The sequence below is a fragment of the Glutamicibacter protophormiae genome, from assembly GCF_016894325.1.
GTDB lineage: Bacteria > Actinomycetota > Actinomycetes > Actinomycetales > Micrococcaceae > Glutamicibacter > Glutamicibacter protophormiae.
The window spans coordinates 2162760-2179650 of the sequence record NZ_CP069806.1; the positions used below are offsets into that span (position 1 = coordinate 2162760).

Consider the following 16891-nt stretch of genomic DNA (forward strand, 5'->3'; position numbering starts at 1 on the left):
ATGCCAGTCCCATTCCAAGGCGAACTATTCACCTTTCAGAACCCCGACGGCTCCGAGTTGACGCTCAAGGGCTGGGGAAACCAGTTCCATGCGGTCTTCGAAACCCTGGACGGCTACACCGTCGTCAAGGGCGAGGACGGCTACTACGAATACGCGCAGCTCGCCGAGAACGGCGAATCGCTGCAGCCCACCGGCGAACGCGTCGACACCGCCGATCCGCAAACCCTTGCCCTGCCGCAGCACCTGCGGGTCACCCGCGAATCCAGCGCCATGCAGGCCCGCGAGGCGCGCGAATCCCTGGGGCCGGTGCCGCGCTGGATGCAACGCCGCATGGGAGCCCAGGCCCAGGCCAAGTCGGCTTCCCCGGAGGCTGCGCCGCCGTCGAATCCGACCACCGGAAATTTCCGGGGGCTGGTGCTGCTCATTGATTTCAGCGACTTCCCGGCCACGATCAGCCGGCAGGAGGTCGACGACTTCTGCAACAAGGCGGGCTACACCGGCTTCGGCAACAACGGATCGGCATTCGACTACTTCCGCGACGTCTCGGACGGCAAGTTGAGCTACAAGAACCTCGTGGCCGCCTACTACCGGGCGGCCCATCCGCGCACCTACTACACGGATCCGGCCATCAGCTACGGCACCCGGGCCCAGGAACTGATCCGCGAGGCGCTGAACTCCCTGGTGGCGTCGGGCTTCGACTTCTCGTCGCTGACCGCAGATGCCGGCGGCTACATCAAGGCGCTGAGCGTCTTCTACGCCGGGGTCCGCTCGAACGCGTGGAGCGAAGGGCTGTGGCCGCACAGCTGGGCGCTGGCCACCCCGTACGTGCTCAGCGCGACGCGCCGCTTCTCCGACTACCAGATCACGGATTTGGGCAACCAGCTCACGCTGCGCACGTTCTGCCACGAGAACGGTCACATGGTGTGCGACTTCCCGGACCTGTACGACTACGACAGCGTCGGGGTCGGCCTGGGCGTCGGGCACTATTCGCTGATGTGCTACGGCGGCAACGACAAGAATCCGACCCAGGTCGACGCCTACCTGAAGCATGCGGCGGGCTGGTCCTCGGCGGCCACTACCATGGCATCCGGGCAGAGCTACACCATCGCGGCCGGACGCAACGAGTTCCTGCTGCATCCGCGCAGCGCCACGGAATACTTCATCGTGGAAAACCGCGAGCAGGCCGGACGGGACGCCTCGCTGCCTGATTCCGGCGTCGCGATCTGGCACGTGGACACCACCGGCAACAACAGCAACCAGGAGATGACCCCGGCCAAGCACTACGAGCTGTCCCTGGAGCAGGCGGACAACCGCTTCGACCTTGAACGGCGGGTGAACTACGGCGACGCCACCGACCTCTACGGGGGTTCGGGCTCCAGCTTCGGCCCTTCCTCGGCGCCGAACAGCAACTGGTGGGACGGTAGCGGCTCGGGACTGGACATCGAGTCCGTCTCCGCCGTCGCCCATTCGATGACGGTGGCCACCAGGAACACCGGCCCGGCCACCCACTACAACATCGCGGTCAACCAGGTCTTCGCCACCGTCAATGCGCAGAACGCGTGGGCGCATGTGGGAACCCTGGGCTGGCGCAAGATCACCACCGGCGCCCCGGACGGCATTACCAACATGCTGGCCCTGCTCGCGCTGGCTCAGGCCAAGGGGCTGAAAGTCACCGTCGTCGCCGACGCCTCGACCATCTCGCAGTGCTACCTGTGAATCCGTCCACGAGCGACACGAAAGAAGGAAGAACCATGTGGACCACCATCAACCAGATCTTCACCTCCAACCATTCGCAGAACGCCTGGGCCCATTTGGCCTCGGACAACGCCTGGCACAAGGTGCTGACCGGAGCAGCCGACGGCGTGACCAACGTCCATCTGCTGCTCTCGGTGGCCAAGGCCACCGGCAAGCAGGTCTATGTCGTCCTGGACGCGGCGAAGAACATCACGCAGGTCTACCTCTAGCCCGACGGACAGAGAAAGGGGTGCAGTCGCACATGAGCAAGGACTACAAGATCAAGATCAGCGTTGCGGGTACCGGCGAGGCGGGGTCCCAGGACGCAGCTGACTCCTCGTCTCCGTCGCCGATGGCGCTGGAGCAGCTGGCAGGCGCTGCCGGAGCGGGAACAACGGGGGCGGCTCCCGAGCCGATGGCCATGGGCCAGATGGCCGCCGGAGGACCGGACGCGGCGCCCGAACCCATGGCGCTGGATGAATTGCCCGATCCGGACGGCTCCTGACCCGGCGCGGTCCTGCCGAAGCGCGGCATCGCGTGGTGCGCGGCCGATCCCAGCGGTCGGCCGCGCAGTGCTGCGCCCGGTTACGCTAGCGCCCGCGCTTCATGCCGTAGCGGATCGAGTTGCGCGCCACGGTGCGGCGGATCATCCCGCCGAACACGCCGACGGTCAGCCAGGTCGCGGCCGCCAGCCCTGCCAGGGCCAGCCAGCCGCTGATGTGCACCACCGGCGGGTAGGGCCCGTCGGAGGCGACGAATTCGCTGCGCCCGCCGAAGCCCAGCCACAGCACCAGCGCGGCGGCGAAGCAGGCAAGCATCGTCCACTTGGCGGTTTTCAGCATCAGCGGCCCAGCTCCTGGCGGTAGAGCTCTTCGACCCGGGCGAGCAGCTGCTCGCGGGTGCCGTCGTTGACGAGCAGGTAGTCGGCGATGTCTGCGCGCTGCTCGTCGGTGGCCTGCGCGGCCATGCGCGCCTCGGCGTCCTGCCGGGTCCAGCCGCGGTCCTCCACCATCCGGCGGATGCGCTCCTCGCGCGGCGCCTGCACGACGATGACCACGTCGTAGGCCGGGGCCTGCCCGGATTCGGCCAGCAGCGGCACGTCCTCTACCACCAGCGCACCGGAGGGCGCGGCTTGGCGCAGACGCGCGGATTCCTCGCGGATCAGCGGGTGCACGATCGCGTTGAGCTTTTCGCGGGCTGCCTCGTCGGAGAACACCAGGGCGCCGAGCGCGGCGCGGTCCAGCGTCCCGTCCTCCTGCAGCATCCGCTCGCCGAAGGTTTCGCGGATCGCCGCCAGCCCGGGGGTGCCCGGTTCGACGACCACCCGCGCCAGCGCGTCGGCGTCGATCAGCACCGCCCCGAGCTGCGCCAATTTCGCCGCCACTACTGATTTACCGGATGCCACCCCACCGGTCAGGCCCACATGCATCATGGGTAACAGCCTAGTATGGCCCCGGCCCGGAGCAGGTTTCCGGCGCACCGCAACCTGCCGTGAGCTCGGGACCGGGCCGGGTGGCTGGGCGCGGTACAGCTAGGCTCCGCGCAGCTGGGTGAGCGTGTGCAGCAGCTCGGGGCTCGGCTCCACCCCGAGCTCGGTCTTCAGCCGCCCGATGAACTGCAGCAGCCCCGCGGTGGCCGAGGCGTTGTTGCCCTGCCCTGATTCGGCGCGGGCACTGAGGCTCGCGGCCGATTCGCGCATCGGGTCGATCCGCAACGCGCTCTGGGCCAGCTGCCAGGCCCGATGCTGCAGCCCCGAATTCAGCAGCTGCGCCGATGCGGCCTCCAACGCGCGCAGCTGCAGCTGGCGCAGCGCCTCCTGTTCCTCGAACAGCCAGGGCTCGTCCCAGTCCGGCAACAGCGCGCGGGTGTTCAGGAAGTTGTCCTCCTGCAGGCTTTCGGCGTCGGGGGACAGCAGCGAGCGCTGCAGCCGATGGCGCAGGGTGTGCAGGTCCACTGACACCGCAGGGTCGATTTCCACCCAGCCGTCGTCGCAGCGGATCACCCCGGGGCACTGATGGTGGATGTGGCACAGGCTCACGCGCAGGCTGTCGGCCGCGCGCATCTCGGTGGTCTCCGGCCAGAGCATCCCGGCCATCCGGCGCCGCGAGACCGGCCCCTGGACCGCCAGCAGGGTCAGCACCCGCTGCTCGCGCAAACGCAATTTGACCGGTTGGCCGTCGGCGATCAGACGCCATCGGTCAAGCAGTTCAATTTCATATGATGCAGCCATCGGCAACTCCCCCAGCAAAGCACAACCAGCCCCAGTAGATGCCCCATGAGGAGAATTTTCCCACTCCCCCGGCACCGGAGTCAATGCCCGGAGTATGGATAAATCAACCTGAATGACCGTAGCGAGGTGCAAACATCGGGTTAAATCGTGCAGTGCGGACTATTGCGGCGGCCGCCCCTCCGGATGCCTTCACGCGCGTCGCGATAAACTGGTGGCAATGAACTCCACCGATTCCCGGGCGTCGGCCTACACCACCCTGAGCCGCGACAGCGTCCACGAGGTCGAGATCAAGCGTTCCCGCTTCATCACCTACCTCTTCAGGGTCGACTCCGAGGCGGCAGCCCGCGACCACATCGCCGCGCTGCGCAAAACGCACTTCGACGCCCGCCACCACTGCAGCGCCTTCATCCTGGGCCCGGACAGGATGGTCCAACGCTCGAACGACGACGGCGAGCCCTCGGGCACCGCCGGCATCCCGATGCTCGAAGCCCTGGCCAAGCGCGACACCGGACGCGGCACCGACCTGTCCGACGTGCTGGCCGTGTGCGTGCGCTACTTCGGCGGCATCAAGCTCGGCGCCGGCGGCCTGGTCCGCGCCTACTCGGATTCCGTCTCCCAGGCCCTGGAGCATTCGACCCTGCACGTGCGCCAGCGCATGCGCATCTTTACGCTCCCAGCCCCGCACGCGCTGGCCGCCCGCTGGGAGAACGAGCTGCGCGCCGCCGGCTACCAGCTCGAACCCAGCGTCTGGGAAGCGGACAACGCGGTGCTGCACATCGGGATCGACGACACCGCGCAGGACGCGGACCAGCTGGCCGCCTTCACCGCCGCCCTGACTTCCGGCGAAGGCCGGCTGCTTCCCTACGACACCAAATGGGTGGACCTTCCATGAGCACCATGAGCGAACCGGCCGGCGCAGGAGCCGGCGCCGAAAACCCCGCCGCCGATCCAGCCGAGGCACTGCTGGCGCAGCTGAGCCGCTGGCCCGACGTGCAGGCGCAGAACCTGTTCGCCGTCGACGCCGCCGACCGGCTGGTGCTGGACACCTGCGCCGGCGCACTGGCCGAACACGGCGCGCCCTGGCCCGAATCCGTCGCCGTGATCGGCGACCACTACGGCGCCCTGGCCCTCGGCGCGCTGGCGCGCGGAGCCGGGCGGGTGCGCGTGTTCACCGATGCGCTGACCTCCCGCCGCGCCATCGAGAACAACCTGGCCGCCCTGGCCCCGCAGTGGTCCGGCCGGGTCGAGTTCGCCGCGCTGGCCGAAGTCGCCCGGGGCGCGGGCCACGTGCTGATGAACCTGCCGCGCGGGCTGGATGTGCTGGCGGAGCAGGCCGACGCGATCGCCGCCGCGGCCGGCCCCGCGGTGCAGGTGTTCGCCGGCGGACGCATCAAGCACATGAACCGCTCGATGAACCAGGTGCTCGCCGAACGCTTCGCCCAGCTCGACGTCTCCCTGGCCCGGCAGAAATCGCGCGTGCTCACCGCCTCCGGGGTGCTGGACAACCGGCCCGCCAGCCGCTATCCGCAGCGCGCCTCCCACCGGGTCAACGGCACCTCCTTCACGCTCGCCGCGGGGGCCGCGACCTTCGGCGCCGCCCGGCTGGATCCGGGCACCCGGCTGCTGCTGGAGCACCTGCCCGACCTCTCCGGCCACCGCACCCTGGTGGACCTGGCCTGCGGCAACGGCTCGATCGGCATCTACGCTGCGCTCACCCACCCGCAGCTGCGCATCGCCGCCTGCGACCATTCCGCCTCCGCCGTCGCCTCCACGCTGGCCGCCGCCCGGGCCAACCACGTCGAGGACCGGATCGACGCGGTGCAGGACTACGCCCTGTCCCGCCTGCCCGAGGCCAGCGCCACGCTGATCACGCTGAACCCGCCGTTCCACATCGGCAACACCGTCACCGCGGACATCGCGTACAAGCTGATCGACGACGCCGCCCGCGTGCTGGCCGACGGCGGCGAGCTGGTCTGCGTGTTCAACTCGCATCTGCGCTACCGCGGCGAACTGGCCCGGCGCATCGGCCCCACCCGCCAGCTGGCCCGCGACAAGACCTTCACCGTCACCGCCTCGACGCGCCGACGGGGCTGATCCCGAAAAAGTTATCCACATTTTCGCCGGCGCTGCACCACCTCCGGCGGCACGCGGGCATGCTGGACCTATGAGCACACCACTGACGCAGGTCCTCGAGGACCTGTCCCGCAGGATGGACCAGCCGGGCCTGGACGCCGGCGACGCGCTGGCCGTCGCCGCGCTCATCCCCACGCTCCTGCGGCGGCTGCGCACCGCGGGCGGGCAGTCCTCCTTTGCCGATCCGCGCTTCGCGCTGGCCCTGGCCGCCTCCGCGGAAGAAACCGCCGACGAGTCAGTGCGCGCCCAGGTCCACGCCGCCCACCTGATCGAAGCGAGCGCCGCCCACGGCCTGTCGGTGCTGGAGCTCGACGCCCTGCGCGAGACCGACCCCGATCTGGCGCTGCCGCCGCAGCTGTGCCAAGGCCGCCCCAGCTTCAACTCCCCGGAGGAGCTCACCGCCGCCTGGCTGGACCTGGACTTCTTCGAGGCACGGCGCCGGCTGGCCGACGCCCACCACGTGATCGCGCAGTTCGACTACCAGCACCAGCAGTACCCGCCGCAATTCACCCGGCTGGCCGCACGGTTCGCGGATCCTGGCCAGCATCCGCGCGAGGTGCTCTCCGCCGCGCGACGGCTGGAAAAGTTCGAGGAACCTGTCCCCGAATTCGCCGCCCCAGCGGCCTGCAGCGCCCAGGACCCCTCCGGGGCGCTGCTGGAGCAGCTGGTTGACGACGCGCTGGACGAGCCGCAATCGACCACGCGCCAGCGGCGGGTGAACAAGATCTTCAAGCAGGCCCGCACCCAGGCCGAAGAGGAAGACCCGGCCGCGCTGGCGGGCCTGTTCCGCCGCGGCACCCGCCGCGGACTGACCCGCATCGAGCTGCTGCTGGACCCGCTGGGAGCCGAGCTGTTCGACTCGATCGTCGCGCAGGCGGACAATCCGCGCACCCAAGCCGGCCAATGCGCGCGCGAAGGACAGGCGAACGTCGTCTTCGGCAGCTTCGGGCGCCAGGAATCCGCCTCCCCCATCCCCGACCACCCTGATTTCGTCACCGACGAGGAAGCCGCAGCCCACACCGAGCCCGACCCGGCCCCCGAGCCGTCCGTGGCGCTGCGCCGGCTCAATGCCCTGCTCGGGTTCCTGCGCATCAATTCGCAACGGCTGCGCAAGCTGGCCGGAACCGATGGACAACTCCCGCCGCCCGAGGCGCAGGCCGCCGACGCGGCATCCGGTGTGGCCACCGTGGCGCCGCAGGTCGTCGTCACCCTGACGCTGGCCGAACTGGAGGAACGCGCCGCAACCCACGGGATCACCCTGCACGGGCACGAGCTGTCCGCCGCGCAGCTGCGCCGGACCTTGGCCGAGGCAAAAATCATCCCGCTGGTGCTCGGCGGCAAGAGCCAGGTCCTGGACATGGGCCGGGCCGTCCGCTTCCACACCGCACCGATGCGCCTGGCGATCACGGTGCGCGATGGCGGCTGCATCGTTCCCGGCTGCACTCGGGACCCCGAGTCCTGCAACATCCACCACATCTGGCTCTGGTCCGAAGGAGGCGTGACCTCCGTGTACTGGGGCGCCATGCTGTGCGAGAAGCACCACCACGACGTGCACGCGGGACTGATCAAGGTGATTGCCGACGGCGGGGTGCCCAAGGTCATCATGCCGCGTTTCATGGATCCCGCGCAGCGTCCGGTGCGCAACACCGTCAACCAGCACCGCGCCGCTTAACCGCGGCCCCGGAGCCGGCGCACCGCCGGTCTCACAGTCCTTCGAACAGGTCGGTCAGCAGCGGTGCGCCGTCCGGGCGCGGCGGTCAGGCGAGCACCGCGGGTTCCCGCCCCACGATCCGCTGCCAGTCGGCGTCCCCGCCGGGATAGGTCAGCACCGGGCGCTGGCTGCGGTGTTCACGCAGTCCGGCGAGGATCCGCTCGGCCACCTGCGTGGTATCCGCTTCGATGTCGATCTTCTCGTCCGGCACCGGCCGCAGCTGGTATTCGACCGCCGGATTGAAACGCGGCAGCCCGCGGCGCATCCGCGAAGCGTTCCAGCGGTGGAAGGTCGATTCCCGCAGCGCCCCGTGGACCAGCCGGCGCAACCCCGGCCCGGGCACCGCCCTGGCCTGGTGGAACGCCGCGTCGACCGCGCGCCCGATAGCGATGTGGTCGCGGTGCCCGGTGATGCCGTCGGGGCCGAAAGTCGCTACGACCTGCGGCCTTTCCTCCAGCAGGATCCGGCGCACCCGCTGCTCCAGTTCCCCGGCATCAACCAGGTGCAGCCGGCCATCGGCATAGTCCAGCCATTCGTGGCGGTCCGGCACCCGGCCGTGGGCCTGCCAGGCGCCCAGGGTGGCCGCCGTGGCCGGGATGCCGTCGGCGATCATCCCCGCGCCCCCGTCGGTCGCGATCACCAGGATGAACCTAAATCCTGGATCGGCTTCGTGCAGGGCGATCGATCCTGCGCACGCATAGGCGTCGTCGTCCGGATGGGCGACGATCACTGCGATCGAATGCGGTTCGTTCATGCAAGCATGATAAATCCGCGCGGGATCTGACCGCTAGGACCTTGCGGCATCCCGTGCAGCCGGCACCCGGGCCACGGAGTCCTCGAAACGCACCCGTTGCCCCGCCACGCGTACCGCATGCCCGCGCAGGCCCACGGACGCCAGATTCAGCCGGTCGATGACCCGGTCCGAGCCGGCATCGGCCGCTTCCGGGAGCAGGGCGTTGCCCTGGGGATCCAACCACCTGATGCTGCGATCGGCACGGCGCAGCGGTTCGCGTGCCGTGGCGGGAAGCAGCTGCGCCCCGGTCTGGAGTCCCCCGCTGAAGAAGCCGCGAACTCCCAGCCGCACCGGCTTGGCACCCCAGCCGTAGAGGCCGGCAATCACCATGCGACCGGTGGCCGAGGATTGCAGCGCCGCGGCGTTCGCGCCGTACACCCATGGTTCCCGGGCGATTTTCAGGAACTGCTCTGGAGCGAGCTCGTTGACGGCGCGGATACCGTGGACCGCGCACTGCTCGGAGGCCAGGATCCAGCCGGGGTACTTGAAATCCTCGGCCTTGCTGTTGGCTTCCGCTGCCGCACAGCTGCACTGAACGGGCTGCAGCTGTGCCGCCGGCAGCGCATTGCCCAGGCCGATGAAGCCCAGCGGCCCGATGTCGGGCGCCACAGGGATCTCCAGCGCCATCAGCGGAACGCTGCGGGATTCGAGCCACTTGAAGAGCCCGACCAGCTGGACCAGGGCCGTCACCCCGAGCCCGACGCCCAGCTCGTAGTAGAGTTCTGCGTCGATCGCGGCGAAGTCCATGTCGGCGCCGGTGAAGAATTGCCAGCCCGCCTTGAGCAGCGGCCACGCCACTATGGCACTAGTCAGGCCCCACATCCAGGGTGGAAGCAGCTGGGTGTAGCGCAGCGGCTGGAGCGCTTCCACGGGTACCTTCACTCTCTCCTGCGCCTGCCGGCGCCAGCTATTGAGCAGCGACGCAAATCTCAGCTGGCCGATCAGGCCGGCGATCGCCAGCAGCCCGAAGTAGCCCATGGCCGCCTGCAGCACCTGTTGCTCGGTTCCCGTCGGTTCCAGCAGCGCATCGAACCAGATGGCGGCCGCCAGTCCGATCCACGCAGCATGCCGGCCGGCGCCGCCAAGCAGCACGATCACGCCGATGAAAAATGAGTAGGTCAGCAGGACCGGGGCCCAGCTGCCGAAGACCAGGGGCTGCGGCGCGAAGCGGATGAGGTAGAACAGCAGTGTTCCCAGCGGGACCCAGGCCCCCACGCTCAGCCAGAGGTCCGGGATGCCGCGTGGCACCTGCGCCCATTGATCCTCGTGCAGCGAACGGAAGGGGATTTCCTTCTGCGCCGGCGACGCGGGCGCGGGCTGATTCTCCATCTGCACTCCAGTACTCCTCGGGACCAGCGAATCGGCCGATGCCGAAGCCGGAAACGTCTTCTGGGTTTAGACTACCGAACTGATCTATTGGAGTGAGTCCACCGCGGGAGCGATCTGTTATCCCCGGATCAGCACTAATGATGACGCGGCACCCGCGCGCCGGAGAAAGACCGCCGGTTAAAAGGCGCAAGGCCCAACCCGATGTGGGTTGGGCCTTGCCGCGCTCGACAAACGCTCTCGTTCATCCCACCGCAGCGGGAGAAGCGAAATTAGTTGCCGGTCAGCTTCTCGCGCAGAGCAGCCAGTGCTTCGTCGGAAGCCAGGGTGCCTGCATCGGTGGCTGGAGCCTCCGACGAGTACGATGCCGGGGCAGCCTCGCCGGCAGCAGCAGGCTCTGCTTCTGCGTCGGCGGTGATTGCGGCAGCAACCTGCTTCTTGTGAGCTTCCCAACGCTCCTGGGCAGCAGCGTACTGTGCTTCCCATGCAGCGCGCTGGGTCTCGAAGCCTTCGAGCCATTCGTTCGACTCTGGGTCGAAGCCCTCTGGGTACTTGTAGTTGCCGGCCTCGTCGTACTCTGCAGCCATGCCGTAGAGTGCTGGGTCGAACTCGGTGCCCTCTGGGTCCACGCCTTCGTTGGCCTGCTTGAGCGACAGCGAGATGCGGCGACGCTCCAGATCGATGTCGATGACCTTGACGAACAGCTCGTCGCCCACGGAGACAACCTGCTCGGCCAGCTCAACGTGGCGTACTGCCAGCTCGGAGATGTGAACCAGGCCTTCGATGCCGTCTTCGACGCGAACGAACGCACCGAATGGAACCAGCTTGGTGACCTTGCCCGGTACAACCTGACCCAGTGCGTGGGTGCGGGCGAAGGTCTGCCATGGATCTTCCTGGGTAGCCTTCAGCGACAGGGAAACGCGCTCGCGGTCCAGATCGACTTCCAGAACCTCGACGGTGACTTCCTGGCCAACCTCGACAACCTCGGATGGGTGGTCGATGTGCTTCCAGGACAGCTCGGAAACGTGTACCAGGCCGTCTACGCCGCCCAGGTCCACGAATGCACCGAAGTTGACGATGGAGGAAACAACGCCCGGACGAACCTGGCCCTTTTCCAGCTTGTTGAGGAAGGTCGAGCGGACCTCGGACTGGGTCTGCTCGAGCCATGCACGGCGGGACAGCACAACGTTGTTGCGGTTCTTGTCCAGCTCGATGATCTTGGCTTCGATTTCCTGGCCGATGTATGGAGCCAGGTCGCGAACGCGACGCATCTCGACCAGCGACGCAGGCAGGAAGCCGCGCAGGCCGATGTCCAGGATGAGGCCACCCTTGACAACCTCGATGACGGTACCGGTAACGACGCCGTCCTCTTCCTTGATCTTTTCGATGTCGCCCCAAGCGCGCTCGTACTGCGCACGCTTCTTGGACAGGATCAGGCGGCCTTCCTTGTCTTCCTTGGTCAGAACCAAGGCCTCGACGTTGTCGCCAACGGTGACAACGTCACCCGGGTCAACGTCGTGCTTGATGGAAAGCTCGCGGGAAGGGATGACACCTTCGGTCTTGTAACCGATGTCGAGCAGAACTTCGTCGTGGTCAACCTTGACGACGGTGCCTTCGACGAGGTCACCATCGTTGAAGTACTTGATGGTGGCGTCGACTGCGGCCAAGAAGTCCTCAGCAGATCCAATGTCGTTGATTGCGACGACTGGTGCGCTGTTGTTCTCGTTCGAGGTGATGGTCATGTAGTAGGGACTCCGATGTGGATAGATTTGATCAGTCGAAACCCCGGAAGTCCCGGAATTTCGAGCGGGTAAAACAATTTGCGGACATGGCATGGCCACGGTGCGCTGTTCAAGTCTACGCTCTGCGCTGAGCCGAGGCAAAGCAGATCGCCCCAACATCGACGGCGCCGCTTTGTGAGGTTCGCTACATTTGCGGTCCTGAACCACGCGGTCGGAGGCCGATCACCAAGCTTGGGACAGCCGCACAAGCTCGACTCCAGCGTCCTGCAGCGTCTTCAACCCCTTGCGCACTCCGGCGGCGGTGCCGGAATCCGGGCGGTTGAAATGGCCGATTCCCACGTCCCCGGCGCGCAGGCCGCCGACCTGCGCAGCGACGACAGAGGCGGCGAAGGTGGCCCCGGCGTCCAAGTTGACGGTGAAGTTCATCGGCACCAGCCCCAGGTCGCGGCACAACTCGGCGCCGATCTGGTCCATGTGAGCGGTGCCGGAGCGGAAGAAGCGCGCATCGAGGCCGAATTCCCCCGCCAGATAGCGCTGGTTGCCCATGATCTCGTCATAGGCCTGGCCCACCGATGCCGTCCCGGGGATCCCGTAGGCCTCCTGACCGGCCACGCCCAACGGGGCATGACTGGTTCCGTGGTTGGCGATCTCGAACAACGGATCGGCGGAGAGGTCCGCGAGCAGGCCCCGGTTGGCCCGAGCCCAGCGCTGGTTGACGAAGAGCGTGGCCGGGGCGTCGGCGTCGCGCAGGGCCTTGATCAGGGCCCGGTCGAACGATGTTCCTCCCGGTCCCCCGCATGCGTCGAAGGACAGCGCCGCGGCCTTGCTCCCGCGGGGCAGCCCGAGCTGGATCCCCGGGACGTCCAGGCCGAACTGGCCCGGCTTCCGGCCTCGGTACTTCGCGACCGCCTCGGCGCGCGTCATAACCGCCGCGGCAGCCGGCGGCGGCGTTGCGGACGGGCTGGCCGCGGGATTCGGCGGCGGCGGGGCGGCAGGCGTCGGGCTCGCCTGGGGTCCGGACGGGGCCTCGGGAGGCGTCGCGCACCCGGTAAGCGCGGCGAAGCCAAGTGTTCCCAGTCCCAGCGCGCCCCGCAGCAGCCCGCGCCGGGTCGGCTCGGCTTGCGCGGCAGGTCGTATCGATGGCGGCATCGGGTCTAGAAATCCGCTTGGCAGTAGGGGGTCCGCGGGCCGGTGAACAGCCGGTCCAGTTCGCCAAGTGCTCCGGTCCGGTGCTCGGCGAGCAGCCCTGCACCCGCCAAATGCGTGGCGCTGCGGGTGCCCAGATAGAGGGTGGCAAGATCCCGGGCGTCGAGGGAAGCCTCGGCCTCGGCCGAATCCGCGCGGCGCACCGTCATCCCTCCGTCGGCGGTTTCCAGCGCCCAGGTGCCTGCGGCGTAGCCCAGCTCGTCGCCCACCTGCAGGACAACACGCGTATCGTGCAGGTAGCGCCGGGCGCCCAACGCGGCGGGCACGTCGAGGATGCGGACCCACAGGTGGTCGCCGCGGTCGGTGAGCTTGTAGTCCCGCGCATTGTTCAGGGCGGTGGGCAGCACGTCGTCCACCGGGGCGCGCCCGCTGACGCGTTCAATCAGGTCGTGGTCGCATAAGTAGGCGAGCAGCTCGCGGCGCGCGGCATCGTTTGCGGTGCACAGTGTTCCGATGGACATCGTGGCCGGGTCCTGCTTCCATCCCTCGAAGGTGTAGGTGAGGAATCCGTCCAGGGTGCCGTCGGCGTCGTAGTGCAGTGCGCCGCGCAGGTTCTCCGGGGGCTTGAGGTTGTTGTAGCTTTCCCAGCGGCCGGTGGCCCGGCCCAGGTCGAAGGCGCTGTGGCTCACCGAGCCGAGGGTGGCGAGGTGGTGCGCGCGGTAGAGCTGTTCCACCTGTTCGGCCATGGCGGCCGGGTCCACTGCCTGCACGGTGCCGGCCGCGGGGGCGCGGAACTGCGCGCCCTGCCCGGCGGCCAGCTCGAAGCGGCAGCGTTCGGCGGCCACCCCGAAGCCGAAGCGGCCGTAGATGGTGGCCTCGGAGGCGGTCAGCACCGCCACCGGGATGCCTTCGGCCGCGGCGCGGTCCAGATGCGTGGTGATCATGGAACGCAGGATGCCGCGGCGGCGGTGGGTCGGGCTGACGGTGACCGAGGTGATCTCGTGCACGTCCACCGGTTCCGGGCCGCCGACGTTCAGCGTGCCGGCGAAATACGAGTAGGTGCCCACGGGGTCCGTTGCGTGCAGGCTCGGCGCCATGGCGGTGCGGTCGAACGCGACGATCGACTGCAGCCCGTCCTGCACATCGAGCTCCGCCAGGATCTTGCGCCCCTCGGCATCCGCGCTGGCCTCGTGGAAGCCGCGGGTGATGGCGCGTTCCAGCCTCAGCCAGGATTCCGTGGGCTGCCCGTCCACGAGTCCCGGCGCGATGAATTCAAGTCTGATCCCCTGCGGGGTGGGCGAGTTCATGGGTCGGGCCTTTCATCGATGGGCGGTGGGAGGAAGTGCTGCGCCGCCGGGCCGCACCGGCGAGGGTACGGCCCGGCGGGGCGGCTAGTGCGCCGCCTCGTGCCAGGTGGCGCCGACGCCCGGCTGGACGTCCAGCGGAACGAGCAGGTCCGCGGCGCGGCCCATTTCCAGGGTCACCAGCTCGCGCACCGCGTCCAGCTCGCCGGGGGCGATCTCCAGCACGAGTTCATCGTGCACCTGCAGCAGCATCCGCGAAGCGTATCCGCCGGCGGCCAGCCCGTCGGCGATCTTGAGCATCGCGACCTTGACCAGGTCCGCGGCCGAGCCCTGGATCGGGGCGTTCAGCGCGGCGCGCTCGGCGATGTCGCGCAGGCGCCGGTCGGAGCTGTTCAGCTCCGGCAGGTAGCGGCGGCGGCCGAAGATCGTCTCGGTGTAACCGTCCTTTCGGGCCTGCTCGACGACCGAGCGCAGGTAGGTGCGCACGGCGCCGAAGCGGTCGAAGTAGTCCTTCATGAGCTTGCGCGCCTCGTCCACGCCGATCTTCAGCTGCTTGGACAGCCCGAAGCTGCTCAGCCCGTAGGCCAGGCCGTAGCTCATCGCCTTCACCTTGGAGCGCATCTCGGAGGTGACCTCGGCCGGCTCCACGTTGAACACGCGCGAGCCGACATAGCGGTGCAGGTCCTCGCCGTTGCGATAGGCCTCGATCAGGCCCTCGTCGCCCGACAGGTGCGCCATGATACGCATTTCGATCTGCGAGTAGTCCACGGTCAGCAGGGTTTCGTAGCCCTTTCCGACCACGAACACGTCGCGGATCCGCCGGCCCTCCTCCGAACGCACCGGGATGTTCTGCAGGTTCGGGTTCAGGCTGGACAGGCGGCCGGTGGCCGCAACGGTCTGCGCGTAGGTGGTGTGGATGCGCCCGTCAGGGTGCACCGCCTTGAGCAGCCCGTCCACGGTCTGGCGCAGCTTGATCGCGTCGCGGTAGGCCATTAGCGCGATGAGGAACGGATGCCCGGTCTTGACCAGCAGGTCCGACAGCGACTCGGCGTCGGTGGTGTAGCCGGTCTTGATCTTCTTGGTGCGCGGCAGGTCCAGCTCCTCGAACAGCACCACCTGCAGCTGCTTGGGGCTGGAGAGGTTGACCTCGTGGCCGATGGCGGCGAACGCCTCGTTGGTCGACTGGTCCACCTGGGCGGTGAAATGCGCGCGCAGCTCATCGAGGCGTTCGCGGTTCACTGCGACGCCGGCGCGTTCCATGGCGAAGAGCACCGGAATCAGCGGCAGCTCCATGTCACGGGCCAGCTTGTCCGCGTGCTTCTCCACCAGCTTGGCGTCCAGGAAGGCGGACAAATCGAAGATTGCCTGCGCCTGGGCCAGGGTCGGTTCGGCCAGCTCCCCGGCCAGCCCCAGATCGAGTTCGCCCTTCTTCGCCTGGTAAACCGGCACCTGGTATTTCATGTGGTACTGCACCAGGTCGACCAGTTCGTGGCTGCGCCGGTCCGGCTGGATCAGGTACGCGCTGATCAGGGTGTCGTCGGCGATCCCCGCGACTTCCAGCCCGCGATCGGCCAGCAGATGCATGGCGGCCTTCGCATCGTGGAAAACCTTCGGAGCATCGGCGTCCGCCAAGAAGTCCGCCAGCACTGCTTCGGTCGCCTGGTCCAGGGCCGAAAGCTCCACCCAGGCGGCCTCGTTGCCGCGGAACAGCCCCAGGCCGACGGCCTCGCCGTTCGCGACGCCGGGCTGGATGGCGATCGGGGCGCCGTCGCCGGCGGCCAGGAAGGCCGCCAGGGACTGCTCGTCGTCGGTGATGACGCGGGCGAATTCGGCGACCTCCGGGGCGGTCTCCTCCTCCTGCGCCGCGAACAGGTCGAACAGGCGCTTGCGCAGGGTGTTGAATTCCAGCGCGTCGAACAGGTTCTCGATCTCTTCGCGGTTCGGCGCCACCAGCTCCATCTCGTCCAGGGTCACCGGCAGGTCCAGGTCGTGGCGCAGCTGGTTCAGGCGGCGGTTGCGGGTCACGTTGTCCACGTGGGCGCGCAGCGACTCGCCGACCTTGCCCTTGATCTCTTCGGCGTGTTCGAGAATGCCTGCCAGGTCGCCGTACTGGTTGATCCACTTGGCAGCGGTCTTCGGGCCCACGCCGGGCACCCCGGGAAGGTTGTCGGCCGATTCGCCGACCAGTGCCGCCAGATCGGAGTAGCGTTCGGGGCGCACGAAGTACTTGGCCTCGACAGCATCGGCATCCATCAGCGGAATATCGCTGATGCCCTTTTTCGGGTACAAGACCAAGGTCTTGTCGGTGATCAGCTGGAAGGCGTCGCGGTCGCCGGAAACCACCAGCACCCTGAAGCCGGCCTTCTCGCCGCGGGTGGACAGGGTGGCCAGGATGTCGTCGGCCTCGAACGGGTCCAGGCTGATGCTCGGAATGTTCATCGCCTGCATGACCTGCTGGATCAGCTCGATCTGCCCGTAGAACTCTTCCGGCGTCTTGTTGCGTCCGCCCTTGTACTCGCTGTATTCCTGCACGCGGAAGGTCGGGGTGTCCAGGTCGAAGGCCACCGCGACGTGGGTCGGCTTCTGCTGGCGGATCATTGTCAGCAGCATCGAGACGAAGCCGTGCACGGCGTTGGTGTGCTGACCGGTGCTCGTGGCGAAGTTCTCCGCCGGCAGCGCATAGAACGCGCGGAATGCCATGGAGTGTCCGTCGATGATCAGCAGTCTGTTGTCCGACGTGGGCGTCGGTTTGGTAGTTTCGCTCACACCTGA

General features: G+C 68.0%; 15 protein-coding genes. 6 read left to right on the forward strand and 9 right to left on the reverse strand.

What is annotated here, in order from left to right:
* From JQN66_RS10085 to JQN66_RS10095, 3 genes are read left to right on the forward strand one after another with little or no spacing between them, the layout of a single operon-like run.
* A complete protein-coding gene (locus JQN66_RS10085) occupies nt 1–1716 on the forward strand; it encodes a M6 family metalloprotease domain-containing protein (protein WP_204674717.1) in 1716 nt (571 codons plus the stop codon).
* A gap of 35 nt (nt 1717–1751) precedes the next feature.
* Entirely contained in the window at nt 1752–1964 is a 213-nt protein-coding gene (locus JQN66_RS10090; RefSeq protein WP_188946800.1) for a hypothetical protein, read from the forward strand.
* A gap of 32 nt (nt 1965–1996) precedes the next feature.
* Nucleotides 1997–2239 carry a hypothetical protein gene (locus JQN66_RS10095; protein WP_204674719.1) on the forward strand — a complete coding sequence of 81 codons (243 nt, stop codon included), beginning with the start codon at nt 1997–1999 and terminating at the stop codon, nt 2237–2239.
* Nucleotides 2240–2324: 85 nt separating this feature from the next.
* Here JQN66_RS10095 and JQN66_RS10100 read toward each other — a convergent pair whose 3' ends face one another.
* The 3 genes from JQN66_RS10100 to JQN66_RS10110 form a co-directional block, all read right to left on the reverse strand.
* Entirely contained in the window at nt 2325–2576 is a 252-nt protein-coding gene (locus JQN66_RS10100) for a hypothetical protein (protein ID WP_204674721.1), read from the reverse strand.
* Nucleotides 2576–3166 carry a dephospho-CoA kinase gene (gene coaE, locus JQN66_RS10105; RefSeq protein ID WP_204674723.1) on the reverse strand — a complete coding sequence of 197 codons (591 nt, stop codon included), beginning with the start codon at nt 3164–3166 and terminating at the stop codon, nt 2576–2578. Before coaE ends, JQN66_RS10100 begins: the two co-directional genes overlap by 1 nt.
* Nucleotides 3167–3265: 99 nt before the next feature.
* Nucleotides 3266–3964, reverse strand: coding sequence for an AfsR/SARP family transcriptional regulator (locus tag JQN66_RS10110; RefSeq protein ID WP_204674725.1), 699 nt, complete (start codon nt 3962–3964; stop codon nt 3266–3268).
* 217 nt (nt 3965–4181) lie between these two features.
* Here JQN66_RS10110 and JQN66_RS10115 point away from each other — a divergent pair, with 217 nt between their 5' ends.
* The 3 genes from JQN66_RS10115 (at nt 4182) to JQN66_RS10125 (ending at nt 7769) form a co-directional block, all read left to right on the forward strand.
* Nucleotides 4182–4856 (forward strand): IMPACT family protein, encoded by a 675-nt coding sequence (locus JQN66_RS10115; RefSeq protein ID WP_204674727.1) that lies wholly within the window; start codon nt 4182–4184, stop codon nt 4854–4856.
* Nucleotides 4853–6058 (forward strand): class I SAM-dependent methyltransferase, encoded by a 1206-nt coding sequence (locus JQN66_RS10120; protein WP_239463979.1) that lies wholly within the window; start codon nt 4853–4855, stop codon nt 6056–6058. The genes JQN66_RS10115 and JQN66_RS10120 overlap by 4 nt, the downstream gene beginning before the upstream one ends.
* Before the next feature lie 70 nt (nt 6059–6128).
* Complete coding sequence (locus tag JQN66_RS10125) at nt 6129–7769, forward strand: HNH endonuclease signature motif containing protein (protein WP_204674729.1); 1641 nt, start codon at nt 6129–6131, stop codon at nt 7767–7769.
* Nucleotides 7770–7854: 85 nt separating this feature from the next.
* Here the strand turns inward: JQN66_RS10125 and JQN66_RS10130 are convergent, their stop codons facing one another.
* The 6 genes from JQN66_RS10130 to polA form a co-directional block, all read right to left on the reverse strand.
* Nucleotides 7855–8562 carry a PIG-L deacetylase family protein gene (locus JQN66_RS10130; RefSeq protein WP_204674731.1) on the reverse strand — a complete coding sequence of 236 codons (708 nt, stop codon included), beginning with the start codon at nt 8560–8562 and terminating at the stop codon, nt 7855–7857.
* A 33-nt stretch (nt 8563–8595) separates the two neighbouring features.
* Nucleotides 8596–9930, reverse strand: a complete 1335-nt coding sequence (locus JQN66_RS10135; RefSeq protein ID WP_204674733.1) for a hypothetical protein — start codon at nt 9928–9930, stop codon at nt 8596–8598.
* A gap of 269 nt (nt 9931–10199) precedes the next feature.
* Nucleotides 10200–11669, reverse strand: a complete 1470-nt coding sequence (gene rpsA / locus JQN66_RS10140; RefSeq protein ID WP_047119382.1) for a 30S ribosomal protein S1 — start codon at nt 11667–11669, stop codon at nt 10200–10202.
* A 222-nt stretch (nt 11670–11891) separates the two neighbouring features.
* Nucleotides 11892–12818, reverse strand: a complete 927-nt coding sequence (locus JQN66_RS10145) for a polysaccharide deacetylase family protein (protein ID WP_204674735.1) — start codon at nt 12816–12818, stop codon at nt 11892–11894.
* A 5-nt stretch (nt 12819–12823) separates the two neighbouring features.
* Nucleotides 12824–14122, reverse strand: a complete 1299-nt coding sequence (locus JQN66_RS10150) for a GNAT family N-acetyltransferase (RefSeq protein WP_204674737.1) — start codon at nt 14120–14122, stop codon at nt 12824–12826.
* Nucleotides 14123–14206: 84 nt separating this feature from the next.
* On the reverse strand, nt 14207–16819 hold the full coding sequence (gene polA / locus JQN66_RS10155; protein WP_239464209.1) for a DNA polymerase I: 2613 nt from the start codon (nt 16817–16819) through the stop codon (nt 14207–14209).
* Between the last annotated feature and the right edge of the window lie 72 nt (nt 16820–16891).